The sequence below is a fragment of the Kushneria konosiri genome, assembly GCF_002155145.1.
Classification (GTDB): domain Bacteria; phylum Pseudomonadota; class Gammaproteobacteria; order Pseudomonadales; family Halomonadaceae; genus Kushneria; species Kushneria konosiri.
Window position 1 is genome coordinate 1,423,008 of the sequence record NZ_CP021323.1, and the last position, 13,666, is coordinate 1,436,673.

Consider the following 13,666-nt stretch of genomic DNA (forward strand, 5'->3'; position numbering starts at 1 on the left):
TTGATATCAAAATGGTCATCAATATACGGCATGACCGGCATTGGTCGGGTATTGCCAGAGCAAGATATCGTCTGCGGTATTGGACTTACAGTGATGTAAGGCATTTTGCGACCAATGGCGTATCAAGGCGCTTGAGCGTCATGGCCTGATCCGGAGCCGGTTATGCCCAGTGCCACCGAAGCCGCGTTATCCACACCCCTTCTGCTCATGATCTCGGCAGTGGCCATCGCCATCTTGCTGCTGCTGATCATTCGCGTTCGTCTACACCCCTTCTTTGCGCTGGTGATTGTCAGCATCGGCACGGCGCTGGCCACCGGTATCGGTGTCAGCGATCTGATCTCGACGTTGACCGGCGGCTTTGGCAAGACGCTGGGCAACGTGGCCCTGCTGATCGGCTTTGGCGCCGTGCTCGGGCGAATCGTGGCCGTCTCCGGTGGCGCGCGGGTGCTGTCTGACACCCTGATCCGCCTCTGCGGGCGCGAGCGGGCACCACTGGGGCTTTCGATCGCGGCACTGCTGTTCTGCTTCCCGATCTTTCTTGATGCCGCCTATGTGGTGATGCTGCCGATCATCTTTGCCGTCGCTCGTGAGCTCAAGGGCTCGCTTCTGCTCTACGGTCTGCCGGTGGCCGGCTCTGCGCTGGTCATGCACGCCCTGATGCCGCCGCATCCGGGGCCGGTGGCCGCAGCGGTCTTTCTGCATGCCGACATTGGTCTGGTGCTGTTCGTCGGCCTGCTGGTCGGGCTGCCCACCTGGTATGTCATGGGGTATCGGGTCGCCCTGTGGCTGTCCAATCGAACGCCGTTTCAGTCAGTGCCCGACGTCATGGGCGGTGAGGAAGACGACGGGGCGCCACCGCCCGCCTTTGGCACCGTGCTGCTGGTGCTGCTGCTGCCGCTGGTCCTGATCTTCATGAACACCGGCATCTCGACGCTGATCTCGGCCGGCACCCTGCCAGAGGGCAATGCGCTGCTGGATATCTTCATCGTTATTGGCGAAACCCCGATTGCACTGCTGATCAGTACCTGTGTGGCGATGTGGCTTTTGATCTTTCGTCGCGGGCTCACGTCACCGATGGAGGCCATCAACGACATCATCGAGCGGGCGCTGGCCCCGGTGTGCACCATCATTCTGATCACCGGCGCCGGGGGCATGTTTGGTGGGGTGCTGACGGCCAGCGGGATCGGTAATGCGCTCGCCGGCAGTCTGGATGCGATCGGCATGCCGCTGATTCTGGCCGGTTATCTCATTGCCTCGGTCATTCGCATCGCTCAGGGCTCGGCTACCGTTGCGGGCACCACCGCTGCCGGGATCATGGCGCCTGCCGTACTGGCACAGCCGGAGCTGGCCGGGATGCCGGCGGCCTGTATCACCACGGCGATCGTGGCCGGTGCCATCGGCTACTCCCACGTCAACGACTCGGGGTTCTGGCTGGTCGGGCGCTTTTTGCAGGTCGAGACCCGCACCATGCTGCGGACCTGGACGGTGATGTCGACCGGAATTTCTCTGATGGCCTTTGCGCTGGTCTGGGTCCTGTTCGCCCTGATCACCTAGGACGTCATGTTTTATCCACGGGCCCGCGCCGGAAAGACCGCCGGGTCCTGAAGCAAGCCCTTACAAGCCTCTTGAAAGGAGATTTTCATGCCTTATACCGCTGACAACTGGCCGATCACGGCCGCCCTTTTGCAGTTCTCCGGCGTGGATGCCCAGGGGCGCGCCGTCAATGATGCCGATGCCTCACACTGGCGCAGCGTCTTTGATGAGGTGCGCGAGGCAGGCTTTGCCAACGCCGATCTCTTTGACGGCTGGGTCAAGCCCGGTGATCTGTCGACCCAGCGTCTGGAAGAGCTTTTGCGTACGGCCAATGAGGCCAGCATCGGTCTGCCCTCGATCTCGGCCATTCGCCGCAGCGTCATCGACGCCGAGCATGGCGAGGACAATCTGGCCTACAGCCACCGCACGCTGGAAGCGGCCGCGGCGCTGGGCTGTCGAGTGGTCTCCTTCGGGCTGCACCAGGCGTTGACGCCCGAACAGCAAAAACAGCTGTGGTTCTGGACCGTGGAAGGGCACAAGGACCCGATGGCCAATCGCGAGACCTGGAATCTGGCCGTCAAGCGTCTGCAGGAACTGGGCCGACATGCCGATGAGCTGGGGCTTCTCATGTCACTCGAGATGTATGAGGACACCTATCTTGGCACGGCCGATTCTGCCGTGGCGCTGGTCAAGGACATCGGGCTGGACAACGTCGGCATCAATCCGGATGTGGGTAACCTGATTCGTCTGCACCGCCCGATCGAGCCCTGGCTCGAGGTCATGGAAAAGACGATGCCCTACGCCAACTACTGGCATGTGAAGAACTATATCCGTGACGAGGACGTGGCACGCGACTACTACGTGGCCATGCCGGCGCCACTGGAGTCGGGACTGATCAGCTATCGCAAGGCGTTTGAAATCGCACTCGCCAACGGCTTCCAGGGCATCATCTGCACCGAGCATTACGGCGGTGACGGTCTGAGCGTGTCCAGCACCAACCAGCGCTATCTGCGCGAGAAGATTCTGCCGCGTACGTCGGACTATACCCTTGGCACAAGCCGGGTTCGCCAGGGCTGAGGCCCATGACCGCGATATGACGACACCATGTCTATAGGGAGTAAGGATTCATGACACGCAGGATTGCCATTGTCGGCTCGGGCTACATGGGCGGCGGTATCGCTCAGGTCATGGCGCTGGCCGGTGCCGAGGTTCTGATCAGCGATGTCTCGCTCGAGGTGACCCAGGCCAACCGCGAGCGTCTGATCGAGGAGACCCGCAAATTCGTTGCCGACGGCCTGTTTCCGAGTGACGCCGTCGAGCGCATCGAACGTCAGGTGAAGGTCGCCGAGTCGATCGAGGAGGCGGTGCGTGATGCCGACTTCATCGAAGAGGCGGTGCCCGAGAAGATCGATATCAAGCACGATATCTTCAAGCGCGTCAGCGCGGCGGCGCGTCCGGATGCGATCATCGCCACCAATACTTCGACCATCTCGATTGCCAAACTGTCTGAAGCGGTTACCCACCCGGAGCGTTTTCTGGGCGTGCACTTCTCCAATCCGTCACCGTTCGTGCCGGGTGTGGAGATCATCCCGCACGAGGGGACTGCGCCGGAGGTCGTCGAGCGCGCCTGTGAAATCGTTCACGAGACCGGCAAGGAGACCGCGACCGTCAAGGACGTGACCGGCTTTGTGCTCAACCGCCTGCAGTATGCCCTGTTTCACGAGGCGACCCAGCTACTGGAAGAAGGCGTCGCGTCACCCGAGGACATCGATACGCTGGTACGCACCACGTTCGGCTTCCGGCTGCCGTTTTTCGGACCGTTCGCGATTGCCGACATGGCAGGTCTGGACGTCTATAACTTCTGCTATCAGTCGCTGCAGACCGACTTCCCCGAGCGCTTTGCCACCCCCGAGGTGCTGAGTTCGCTGATCGAGCAGGGCAAGCTGGGCACCAAGAGTGGTGGCGGTTTCACCGACGTGCCGGCCGAGCGCATTCCGGATCTGATCGCCTGGCGTAACCGCGCCTACGTGAAGCTCTCGGAGCTGATGAAGGAGCTTGGGCCGCCGCCGATGAAGTGATCCGGCTGACGATCCTTGCCAAAAAAGCCCGCTCGATATTTCGAGCGGGCTTTTTTATGGGCACTCTGTCATGTCAGGGAAGACGACGGGTCATTGTCTTTACTGCAGGCGGGATGTTTCACGTGAAACATCCCGTCAGGCATGGTGAGCTGGCCTAGCCCAGCGCCTGATTGATCAGGCCAAATCGGGTCAGCGGACCGTCATTGATCTCCGGGCCGCGACGCATGCGCTCGACCCGATTGACGCAGGCAAGCCCGGCCTCCAGCAGAATACGGTCGTCTTCCGGTGCCACCAGATCCAGCCGTACGAAACGACCGTGGGCGCGGGACAGCAAAAAGGCCATCAGGGCCCGCGCCCGCTCGGGGGTCTGCGCCATGACGGGGCCGATGTGGTCGCCACGACCATAGAGCCGTCGCAGCGCCACACCGACCAGATGGCCGTCTTCTTCGATGACCACGCCATCGTCTGCCTGACGCACGGTCTCTACATGGACGGGGTTGAGCGGTGCCATGGCCGTAATCAGCTCACGGTCGCTGTCTCGCAGCGCGCGCATTCCCGGTATGGCGGGTACGTTTACGGTCGCCGTGACATGGCCCTGGTACTGATGGATCGTGCTGCAGGGTCTGAAACCGAGCTTGATATAAAGCGGGGCGCCGGCTTCGGTCGCGACCAGTTGAAGGGTACGCTCACCTACCAGTCCCATCAGGCGCGTCATCATCTCCCGTCCCAGACCGCGGCCCTGCCAGTCATCATCAATGATCACAAGGCCAAGCGTTGCCATATGGCCCTGATTGAAGCAGAACCCGGTACCGACCAGCCGGCCCTCGGCATTTTCGACTGCCACGCCCTCGCCGATCGCCAGCGACGTGGCCCAGTCCTCATGGCGATGCGGCCAGCCAAGACGCGAAGAGAGGGCCCGGGCGGCATCGATATCCCTTTCCTGAAAGGCGCGCCAGTTGAACACTTCCTGAGGGGGATCTACCGGCCGGGTCGTTGATGATTGAGACATGACAGCCTGCTCCTTGTGAACTTGTCTGCACGGGACGCTTACTGTCGCATGCGTTCCCCACGGGTGCCACGCTCAGGCAGCGGCAGGCAGGCAATTCGGCAGATATGGCCGAATCGACGGGATTTTGGCGCAGCAACTGCGCCAGGCGTGACCACACTCGGCACCCCGTGCCGGAGGATTGGCCGTAGCATGAAGGGAGACTCACCCCATGTTTCGAAAAAGACCCTTCATCACTCGAGAGAGCCCGCCATGCCAGGTTTTGACCCTGCCCGAATCACGATTCCCTGCGCTCATTTTCTGCACGGCCGTCAGGTACGCGGTGGTGCGGGGCTGGCGGTCACACGCCCGGCCGATGGGCAGGTCTATGCCGAGCTGCCCGTGGCCGACGACGCCTGTGTCGATGAGGCCGTGGCCAGTGCCCGGCAGGCGTTTTTTCATGCTGACTGGGCGCGCCGTGCCCCGCGCGAGCGTGCGCGACTCATGCGTCGCTGGGCGGATCTGACCGAGGCCGATATCGACTACCTGGCTGCGCTCGAGGCGCTGGGCTCGACCCGGCCGATCGATCAGGCGCGTGCCTGGGATGTGCCCTATACCGCCGAAGGTATCCGGTTTTTTGCCGAATTTGCCGACAAGCATGGCGGCGAGGTGGCCGCCACCGCCCACAATCGCCTGGGCATGCAGATCGCCGAGCCGCTGGGCGTGGTCGGGGCCATCGCGCCCTGGAACTTTCCACTCAGCATGACCTGCTGGAAGGTGGCGCCGGCACTGGCGGCCGGCAATACCGTGGTACTCAAGCCTTCCGAAATGACGCCCTTCACGGCAGTACGCCTGGCCGAACTGGCCATTGAGGCCGGCATTCCACCGGGCGTGTTCAACGTCATTCAGGGCGACGGTGCCACCACCGGTGACGCGCTGTGCCGCCATCCTGATGTGGCCAAAATCACCTTTACCGGCTCCACCGTGACCGGACGCCATATCATGGGGGCCTGCGCCGAGACCGGCCCAAAGCCGGTCACGCTGGAGCTGGGTGGCAAGAGTCCACAGGTGGTATTTGGCGACATTCCCGACATCGAGCGCACTGCGGCAACGCTGGCCGGCGCGATCACCGGTAATGCCGGTCAGGTCTGCGTGGCAGGCTCGCGTCTTTTGATCGAACGCTCGCTGCTCGAGCCCATGATTAAGCGGTTGAACGCCCATTTCGAGATGCTCGAGCCGGGGCTGACCTGGGCCAGCGGCAGCCGCTTTTCACCGATCATCTCCGAGACCCAGGCCAACCGTATCGAGTCGGTTGTGGCCCGTGCCCTTGAGGCCGGTGCCGAGCTGATCGAAGGCGGGTCGCGCTTTGAAACGAGCCTGGGGGGCTGCTTTTATCGCCCCACGATTCTCCGGGTCGACAACAGTGACAATCCGGCGGTGAAAGAAGAGATCTTCGGCCCGGTGCTGAGCGTGCAGGCCTTTGATGACGAGGAGGAAGCGCTGGCGCTGGCCGAGCACGAGGTCTATGGACTGGCCGCCGGGGTACACACGGCCGATATCGGCCGGGCACTGCGCGCGGTACGCCGGCTCAGTGCCGGCACCGTATGGGTCAACCGCTATGGGCGCAGCAATGACTATATCCTGCCGACCGGCGGCTACAAGCGCTCCGGCATCGGTCGCGACCTGGGCCGGGCGGCGTTTGAAGCCAATCTGCATCACAAGAGCGTACTGATCGATCTCGATACCTGAGTGCAGACAGAAGCATCCTGCCCTGCAGTAAACGAAGGCTTCGATTGTATGATGACCAACAACAAGAGAAGAGGTTTTCGAACATGTTTGTGAATGTAGATCCTGTCCACGATAGCGCCGAATTTCCCGAGCAGGTTGATGTGGTCGTGATCGGTGGCGGCATCCTGGGCACCTGTGCCGCCCTTGAGCTGGCCGGTCGCGGCGTGTCGATGGCGCTGCTGGAAAAGGGACTGATCGGCTGTGAGCAGTCCAGTCGCAACTGGGGCTGGGTGCGCCAGCAAAACCGTGACCTTTATGAGCTGCCGCTGGCCATGCACAGCCTGAGTCGCTGGGACGCCCTGTCCGGCGAGGTCGGTAGTGACGTGGGCTTTCGTCGCAGCGGGATTGTTTATACCACCGACAGTCAGGCGAGCCTGGACAAGTGGGAAGCCTGGGGGCAAAAGGCCCGCGAGCTGGGCTTTACCTGCCACATGATGACGGCCAGTGAAGCCCATGAGCGTGCCCCGGGGACTACCTCGCGCTGGCTGGGCGGGGTCTGGTCACCCACCGATGGCCGCGCCGAACCTGCCATGGCCTGTCCGGCGATCGCCCGGGGCGCGCAGGCCAAAGGGGCTTATGTACATCAGAACTGCGCCGTTCGCGGTCTGGACCTGTCCGGCGGTCGCGTGAGCGGCGTATGGACCGAGCGAGGGCTGATGCGCACCTCGAGCGTCATCTGCGCCGGTGGTGCCTGGAGCTCGCGCTTTTGCCGACGTCATGGGGTCGAGCTGCCCTCGGCCAACATCATGGGCACCACCATTCAGACCACGCCAGCGCCCGAGGTCACGCCGGGCTGTCTGACCACGCCCAGGATCGCCCTGCGGCGACGGCTGGATGGCAGTTATACGCTGGCCATGCCGGGGCTGGGCCGGCTGGAGGTCAGCCCACAGAGCATGCGGTATGCCATCAAGTTCTACGGCGCCTATCGCAGCAAGCTGGCCAAGAAGCTGCAGATTCGCATCGGTCGCTCCTTCTTTCGCGGGCCGGAAGCTGCCGGACGCTGGGAGTTCGATCAGGTCTCGCCGTTTGAAGAGCAGCGCATTCTTGATCCCATGCCGGACATGGCGCTGGCGCGGGCGACGCTTGCCGGGCTGCATGCCGAATATCCGTCTCTCAAGGGCGTGCATCTGGCCAGGGCCTGGGCCGGCATGATCGATACCACGCCGGATCTGGTGCCGGTCATCTCGCCGGTTGATGCGATTCCCGGCTTTACGGTGGCAGCCGGCTGCAGCGGTCATGGTTTTGGCATCGGGCCGGCAGCCGGTCAGCTGGCCGCAGATCTGGCGACCAGCGTAACGCCTCGGGTCAACTCGGCGCCCTATCATCTTGATCGTTTTGCCCGGGGAAGCCGCATTCGTCAGCCCGAGATGATGTAGCCGTCTGCCGCAGGCTGTGCTGTGCACGCCCTGAAAAAGGGCGTTTTGTACCGGCAGGGCGCAGACTTTCAGCGTCCTGCAATGGCCGGAGAGTGCTTCAATCAGGCATGGCCCCCACGGGGTGCCAACGTCCACAACAATCTTCGCCGTCAACGGCACGACAACACAGGACGACATACCATGAGCGATATCGTGCGCCCGAAGTACATCACCTTTGACTGCTACGGCACGCTGACCAACTTTCAGATGGGCTCCATGACCCGGGAGATCTTTGCCGATCGTATTCCGGCCGCCGACCGCATGGACGGCTTCGTCAGATCCTTTGGGGCCTATCGTTTTGATGAAGTGCTTGGCCCCTGGAAGCCCTATTCGGAGGTGTTGTGCGCGGCGCTTGAGCGTACCTGCAAGCGCTGGGGTGTGGAATATCGTGATAATGAAGGCATGCGCTATTACGAGGCGGTGCCCACCTGGGGGCCGCATCCGGACGTGATCGAGGGACTTTCGAAGATCGCCGACAGGATTCCGCTGGTGATCTATTCCAACGCGGACAACCGTCAGATCATGGACAACGTCAAAAAGCTTGAAGTGCCGTTTCACGAGGTCTTCACGGCGGACACCTTCAAGGTTTACAAGCCGCGTCTGGAAGCCTTTGAAGCGATGATCGATACCCTGGGCTGTCGTCCGGACGAGCTGTTGCACGTCTCTTCGAGCTTTCGCTACGACCTGATGTCGGCGCACTTCATGGGCATCAACAACAAGGCCTTTGTGTCGCGCAATCATGAAGGTTTCTGCCAGGGCTATGGCGCGACCGAGATTGCCGATATCCGCGGCCTCCCGGCGCTGGTCGGTCTCTGAGTTGTTCCTGCGGCCTCTTTCGGGAGAACGTTCATGAAGTTCGAGTCCTATTGGCTGGATACGGCACCGCCCTTTACCGGGGCGATGTCGGAGCCCCCCGAAGGCCACTACGACGTGGCCGTGATCGATGGCGTCCGGTGGCTCTGCTGGAGGCCGGGCCGTTTTGCGTTGGTTTCGCCGCAACTAGGGCCATGGGCCACGGCATGGATGAAATAAATATTAAATACAGGGCTTGCCGGTCCTGAGGGGACTATCCTGCAAGGGTGTCATGTGACAAATGGATGACGGCCATGCATGGCCTGTCTCGATGGAAAACAGCGCAGCGCCTGTCGGTGCGGCCCTGTTGCAGAGCGTCACAACAGTGCGCTTGATAAAAGGAATTAGACCATGACAGAGACCACGGCTGGACCGGTGCGCGAGTTCATCGACCGCGTTTCATGGGGGAGCGTCATTGCAGGTGTCGTGACGGTCCTCGCCATCTCCTCCTTGCTATCGCTGCTGGGAACAGCGATCGGCGCCAGTGTGATTGACCCGATGTCGAATAACCCCTTTGACGGTCTCGGGACGGCCTTTGGCATCTCCTCTGCCGTCTTTCTGGTGATCAGCTTTGCCGCCGGTGGCTTTGTCGCAGGTCGACTGGCCAACGTTCGTGGCTTCATCCATGGATTTTTAAGCTGGGCCACGGCCACCCTGATCTCGATGGTGCTGATCGGGTTTGCCGCCGGCAATATCGTCTCCGGCGGTGCCAGTGCCGTGAGCTCGATTGTTTCGGGGGCTGGGCAGGTGACCGGCAGCGTGGCGAAGGGGCTTGGCAGTGCCACGTCTTCTCTGGGCGAGCAGCTCAGCGAGAACTTTGATTTTGATCCCGGTAGCGATTCGCTGCTGGAAGATCAGAACCTTCAGCGTCAGGTCAGTCAGGTACTGCGCGATACGGATACTCGCTCACTGCAGCCCGAGTATCTGAGCAATCAGGCGCAGGCGGTGGGCGATGATATCCAGACCGCGGTCCGGCATCTGGCCAGTAATCCTTCCAACTATGAAGCCATTCTCAACGAGCTGGTCGACAAGGTGCAGGGTCGCCTTGAAAACATTCAACAGGATGTCGATCGCGACGCGCTGGTCAACGCACTGGCCGGCAACACTGACCTGAGTCAATCCGACGCCGAGCAGTTTGTTGATGATGCCATGGCCCGGCTCGATGAAGGTGTGGCCCGGATGAAACAGCAGGTCGACCGTCTGGACACCTACATCAAACAGGCGCAACAGGAGCTGGCCGAGGCCGAGAAATCGCTGCGTGAAGGGGCTGAACAGGCCGCCGAGAGTCTGCGCAACTCTGCCATGATGGCCTTCATTGCCATGGTCATCGCTGCCCTGATCAGCGGCCTTGCCGGGCTTTTAGGTGGCAGGATGCAGACCCGTCGCCGCTAAGCGCGGGACACGCCATCCAGACTGTCCATCGGAACTGTCCATTGGCACCCGTCCTCGGGACTGACCCTCAGGACGCTTGAGGTTGATTGCCCCGCAACGCCCGGACATGTGCCGGGCGTTGTCGCGTCAGGTCATGCCGCCCGGTGTCTTTTGGCTCAGTAACCGCGCTGACGGTCAACCCGGCCGGCCATTGCCTCGCCACGCTGATGGCGGCGCAGGTTCTCAAGCAGCACCGGAAAGGCGGTGTCGGGCTGGGTCATGGCGCCAACGTGTGGCGTCATGAGAATGCGCTCATCCGCCCAGAAGAGATGGTCCGGGGCGGGCGGCTCCTCGCGCAGCACATCCAGCACTGCGCCGGAAAGCCGGCCTTTATCCAGCGCCTTCGTCAGATCGGCTTCGATCAGATGCTCACCGCGCCCCATGTTGATCAGCGCCGCGCCCGGGGGCAAACGATCAAACAGCGTCTCGTTGAGCACGCCACGAGTGGCGGTGGTCAGGGGCAGCACGCAGATCAGGATATCGCAGGCACCGAGAAAGGCATCCAGCTGCGCCTCTCCGGCATGGGTGGTGACGCCTTCCACCTCGCGCGGCGTGCGCGACCAGCCGCTGACCTGAAAGCCATATCCCTTGAGGTGACGGGCAATGGCGCCGCCGAGCTGACCCAGCCCCAGCAGGCCGACGCGTCGCTCGCCGGCCGGCAGGATCATGTGGGCCTGCCAGTCACGCCTGCGCTGCTGGCGTACGTAATCACTCATGTGACGGTGCAGCCAGAGCGTGGCGAAGGTGGCGTATTCGATCATGCCCTGTTCAATGGACGGGTCGAGCATGCGCACCACCGGCAGTGTATCGGGCAGCGCCTCGGCATCGAACTGATCGATGCCGGCGGAGGTGGCAAAAAGCACCTCAAGGTTGGGCAGCAGGGTCTCGATGGCCTCCGGGGGCTGCCAGGCCAGCAGATAGCGAATATCGCCCGGGTCGCCGATATCGGGCCACTGACGAAACTCGATGTCCGGGGCATGCTCGGCAAACAGCGCCTGCCAGCGCCGGCCACGCGTCGGGTCGGATTTATACAGCAGTGCCATGTCAGGGTGCCTCGCGCTCGTCATCAATAAGTCTCTATCGTGCCCTTGATCGTGACGCATGGGGTAGCGTTATGACGTCCGACGCCACGCGGTTGCCCTGAATTTTGAAGCCTTGCAGGCAGATCCTGCCGTCACACCACATGTGTAGTGAATCATGCTGTTGTGACCCTGGTATTCAGCGCGATCCACGGCCGTGCATCGAAATATGCACGTCACCTGACGGGGCGGGCATCGTAGGCTGGAAACAGCATGGAGGCCCGGCCATGACGGGCCCGGGACCGAACAGGGCAAAGAGGAGCATCAAGGAATGCAGCTGACGGATTACTCGAGGCTTTGCATTGCCGCACACGGGGTATTGATGGATCGTGACAGCACGATTCTCGAAGGGCTTTCCCCGCTTTTAAGACAGATGCGCGACCCGCCGCCGCCCGATCGCGTGCTGGCGGACTACTTTCAGGCCCTGCACGCGTTGACCGATGCCGACATGAATACGGTCTCGGCCCACTGTGTGGTCTACTGCGCGCTGGCCGGCGAATGGGGGTTTGAAAGTGACTGGCAGGCCGGTATTGCCTTCGCCGGTACGGTGAATGCCGGAACGCTTTATGAAGATGCGCCGGGAGCGATCCATTATCTGCGCAAGTTCTACCGTCTCAGTGTCGTGAGCTCGCTTGATGAGCAGGAGTTTGTGGCACTGGACAGGCGGATCGGACTGGCCACCCATGAGCGTCTGGCGACCGGCAGTTTCGTGGCCGCCCGGGCAGCCCTCCATGAGATCGTGAAGGATCCCGAGGTGCTTCTGGTCAGCGCAGGGCCTGCGCCGGCGTCATGCGGTGCGAATTATTGTCACATTACGCGCTCGCGGCCGGGCGTGGTGGCGTCTGACGTGCAGGCGACATGGCAGTTCACCTCGCTGAGCGACTTCATCGGTGCCCACCAGCTTGCCCTGCGGCGTGAAATCCTTTAGACAGGTGAGGCGACACCCGCACACTCTGGCAGCAGCAGGCGGGCCCGAAGACACAAAAAAGGGCGCTTCATGGTGGGCTCCGTTCGACTCGATCGCATCGATATCAATATTCTGGTTCAGCTTCAAAACGATGGTCGCATGACCAACGTGCATCTGGCCGATGCCGTCGGCCTTTCTCCCAGTCCCTGCCTGCAGCGGGTCAAGCGACTGGAGGCTGCCGGCTACATTACCTCGTTTCAGGCGCGCCTTGATCTGTCCAGAATGCTGGAAAGCGTGACCGTATTTACCGAAGTGACCCTGTGCGACCACCGCCGGGAGGATTTCCTGCGCTTTGAGCAAAGCATTCGCGAGATCGATGAGCTGATGGAGTGCCATTTGATCAGCGGCGGCTATGACTATCTGCTGCGCTTCATTGCCCGCAGCATCGCCCACTATCAAAGCGTGATGGAGACTCTGATCGAGCGCGAGATCGGCATCGAAAAGTACTTCAGCTACATCGTGATCAAATCGCCCATCGTCAAGGAACAGCTGCCGCTGCGTGCGCTGCTCTCCGGGGCGCCGGAGCGTCTTTGAGCGCGGCATGGATGTTAAAAGAAACCCGGTGCCAGGCACCGGGTTTTTTTATGGATGTCTTGTGGATGGTGATACCTTCAGCGCCTGTCCGGGGCCGACGGGTCAGCGCGGCGGTTGGGATCGTCGTGAGACGTGTCATCGATATTGGTGGTTTTATCGATGACCTCTTCATCGCGAACCGAGTGGTGGTCGCTCAGCGGGCGAGGTTCATCGGCAAGCGAATCTTCACCCGGGAGATCATCCCGGGTCGAAGAGCCGACCCTGTGACGGCGCACGCGTGACGATGTGCTGCGCTCGTCGTCACGACGGCCGGGCACAAGCTCATCTCCGGACAGTGGCATCGGCGTCTCGCGGTCAACGGTTACGGCCGGGTCGGCGTGCGTGCTCCCCTGATCCAGCGACCCACCCGTGGCCACCTTCGGCGCCGTACCGGGCCCCATGCTGCTCGCCAGCCCCTCACCTTCGCGGTCCTCGACGCTTCTTTCATCGATGTCGATGGGGTCGTGTCGCTCCAGAATCTCCGCGATGCGATCGAGATCGGCCGTCAGTGCCCGCACGGCGATGACAGTGGCACCGCGTTCCACGCTGCGATCATAGGCGCTGGTGTCCTCGCTATGGTCATGCCGGCCGAAGATACGTTGCCAGAAACTCGGCTTTTCCTTCTCTTCATGCTCATCATCCGCCGCGCTGCCGTGCTCCGCCTGGGCGTGACGATTGATGGACTCTTCGGAAATGCCGGCATCACGCAGATCCTGCATGGCGGCATCAGCGCCGGCTTTGGTGTCATATACGGCAACAACGAGCTGTTCTTCCATGACCTTGTACTCCTGTGGCGTACCCGGGACGGCCCATGGACGGTGTCATTGACTCGGTGACCTCGACGTTGTGACGTCGTCTCACCGCAGGGCATCGAGCATCAGGCCGGAACACTCTTCAATCTGGCAGGTTGGTGGCGGTTCGCGAACGCTTTATTGTTATTTTTGGTAGTAACAGGATGCATCGCG

General features: G+C 61.9%; 13 protein-coding genes. 10 read left to right on the top strand and 3 right to left on the bottom strand.

The features are described from left to right. Positions 1-162 precede the first annotated feature (162 nt). From B9G99_RS06665 to B9G99_RS06675, 3 genes are all read left to right on the top strand, one after another. The gene (locus B9G99_RS06665) at positions 163-1,554 is read left to right on the top strand and encodes a GntP family permease (RefSeq protein ID WP_086621354.1); all 1,392 of its coding nucleotides are present in this window, start codon (positions 163-165) and stop codon (positions 1,552-1,554) included. A gap of 87 nt (positions 1,555-1,641) precedes the next feature. Further along, on the top strand, positions 1,642-2,610 hold the full coding sequence (locus B9G99_RS06670; RefSeq protein ID WP_086621355.1) for a sugar phosphate isomerase/epimerase family protein: 969 nt from the start codon (positions 1,642-1,644) through the stop codon (positions 2,608-2,610). Positions 2,611-2,660: 50 nt separating this feature from the next. Beyond that, complete coding sequence (locus B9G99_RS06675) at positions 2,661-3,611, top strand: 3-hydroxyacyl-CoA dehydrogenase family protein (protein WP_086621356.1); 951 nt, start codon at positions 2,661-2,663, stop codon at positions 3,609-3,611. 154 nt (positions 3,612-3,765) lie between these two features. Here the strand turns inward: B9G99_RS06675 and B9G99_RS06680 are convergent, their stop codons facing one another. After that, positions 3,766-4,620 (bottom strand): GNAT family N-acetyltransferase, encoded by an 855-nt coding sequence (locus tag B9G99_RS06680; protein ID WP_086621357.1) that lies wholly within the window; start codon positions 4,618-4,620, stop codon positions 3,766-3,768. 249 nt (positions 4,621-4,869) lie between these two features. Here B9G99_RS06680 and B9G99_RS06685 point away from each other — a divergent pair, with 249 nt between their 5' ends. The 5 genes from B9G99_RS06685 (at position 4,870) to B9G99_RS06705 (ending at position 10,043) form a co-directional block, all read left to right on the top strand. After that, positions 4,870-6,345 (top strand): aldehyde dehydrogenase family protein, encoded by a 1,476-nt coding sequence (locus tag B9G99_RS06685; protein WP_086621358.1) that lies wholly within the window; start codon positions 4,870-4,872, stop codon positions 6,343-6,345. Positions 6,346-6,428: 83 nt separating this feature from the next. Beyond that, positions 6,429-7,760, top strand: coding sequence for an NAD(P)/FAD-dependent oxidoreductase (locus tag B9G99_RS06690; RefSeq protein ID WP_086621359.1), 1,332 nt, complete (start codon positions 6,429-6,431; stop codon positions 7,758-7,760). A gap of 180 nt (positions 7,761-7,940) precedes the next feature. Beyond that, a complete protein-coding gene (locus B9G99_RS06695; RefSeq protein WP_086621360.1) occupies positions 7,941-8,615 on the top strand; it encodes a haloacid dehalogenase type II in 675 nt (224 codons plus the stop codon). A gap of 33 nt (positions 8,616-8,648) precedes the next feature. Beyond that, positions 8,649-8,831: a hypothetical protein gene (locus B9G99_RS06700; RefSeq protein WP_086621361.1), complete on the top strand. Its 183-nt coding sequence runs from the start codon at positions 8,649-8,651 to the stop codon at positions 8,829-8,831. 171 nt (positions 8,832-9,002) lie between these two features. After that, positions 9,003-10,043: a hypothetical protein gene (locus B9G99_RS06705; RefSeq protein WP_086621362.1), complete on the top strand. Its 1,041-nt coding sequence runs from the start codon at positions 9,003-9,005 to the stop codon at positions 10,041-10,043. Between the two features lie 155 nt (positions 10,044-10,198). Here the strand turns inward: B9G99_RS06705 and B9G99_RS06710 are convergent, their stop codons facing one another. Next, the gene (locus B9G99_RS06710) at positions 10,199-11,125 is read right to left on the bottom strand and encodes a 2-hydroxyacid dehydrogenase (RefSeq protein WP_086621363.1); all 927 of its coding nucleotides are present in this window, start codon (positions 11,123-11,125) and stop codon (positions 10,199-10,201) included. Positions 11,126-11,432: 307 nt separating this feature from the next. On the opposite strand from B9G99_RS06710, the gene B9G99_RS06715 reads away from it, so the two are divergent. Together B9G99_RS06715 and B9G99_RS06720 are read left to right on the top strand one after the other, a co-directional pair. After that, entirely contained in the window at positions 11,433-12,089 is a 657-nt protein-coding gene (locus B9G99_RS06715; RefSeq protein WP_086621364.1) for a hypothetical protein, read from the top strand. Positions 12,090-12,158: 69 nt separating this feature from the next. Beyond that, positions 12,159-12,662, top strand: coding sequence for an Lrp/AsnC family transcriptional regulator (locus B9G99_RS06720; RefSeq protein WP_086621365.1), 504 nt, complete (start codon positions 12,159-12,161; stop codon positions 12,660-12,662). Positions 12,663-12,739: 77 nt separating this feature from the next. Here the strand turns inward: B9G99_RS06720 and B9G99_RS06725 are convergent, their stop codons facing one another. Then, positions 12,740-13,477, bottom strand: a complete 738-nt coding sequence (locus B9G99_RS06725) for a hypothetical protein (RefSeq protein WP_086621366.1) — start codon at positions 13,475-13,477, stop codon at positions 12,740-12,742. Positions 13,478-13,666 lie beyond the last annotated feature (189 nt).

Excerpts from the sequence above, each read along its gene's own strand:
- B9G99_RS06665 (WP_086621354.1), top strand. The coding sequence starts at position 163 with ATGCCCAGTGCCACCGAAGCCGCGTTATCCACACCCCTTCTGCTCATG.
- B9G99_RS06670 (WP_086621355.1), top strand. The coding sequence starts at position 1,642 with ATGCCTTATACCGCTGACAACTGGCCGATCACGGCCGCCCTTTTGCAG.
- B9G99_RS06675 (WP_086621356.1), top strand. The coding sequence starts at position 2,661 with ATGACACGCAGGATTGCCATTGTCGGCTCGGGCTACATGGGCGGCGGT.
- B9G99_RS06680 (WP_086621357.1), bottom strand. The coding sequence starts at position 4,620 with ATGTCTCAATCATCAACGACCCGGCCGGTAGATCCCCCTCAGGAAGTG.
- B9G99_RS06685 (WP_086621358.1), top strand. The coding sequence starts at position 4,870 with ATGCCAGGTTTTGACCCTGCCCGAATCACGATTCCCTGCGCTCATTTT.
- B9G99_RS06690 (WP_086621359.1), top strand. The coding sequence starts at position 6,429 with ATGTTTGTGAATGTAGATCCTGTCCACGATAGCGCCGAATTTCCCGAG.
- B9G99_RS06695 (WP_086621360.1), top strand. The coding sequence starts at position 7,941 with ATGAGCGATATCGTGCGCCCGAAGTACATCACCTTTGACTGCTACGGC.
- B9G99_RS06700 (WP_086621361.1), top strand. The coding sequence starts at position 8,649 with ATGAAGTTCGAGTCCTATTGGCTGGATACGGCACCGCCCTTTACCGGG.
- B9G99_RS06705 (WP_086621362.1), top strand. The coding sequence starts at position 9,003 with ATGACAGAGACCACGGCTGGACCGGTGCGCGAGTTCATCGACCGCGTT.
- B9G99_RS06710 (WP_086621363.1), bottom strand. The coding sequence starts at position 11,125 with ATGGCACTGCTGTATAAATCCGACCCGACGCGTGGCCGGCGCTGGCAG.
- B9G99_RS06715 (WP_086621364.1), top strand. The coding sequence starts at position 11,433 with ATGCAGCTGACGGATTACTCGAGGCTTTGCATTGCCGCACACGGGGTA.
- B9G99_RS06720 (WP_086621365.1), top strand. The coding sequence starts at position 12,159 with ATGGTGGGCTCCGTTCGACTCGATCGCATCGATATCAATATTCTGGTT.
- B9G99_RS06725 (WP_086621366.1), bottom strand. The coding sequence starts at position 13,477 with ATGGAAGAACAGCTCGTTGTTGCCGTATATGACACCAAAGCCGGCGCT.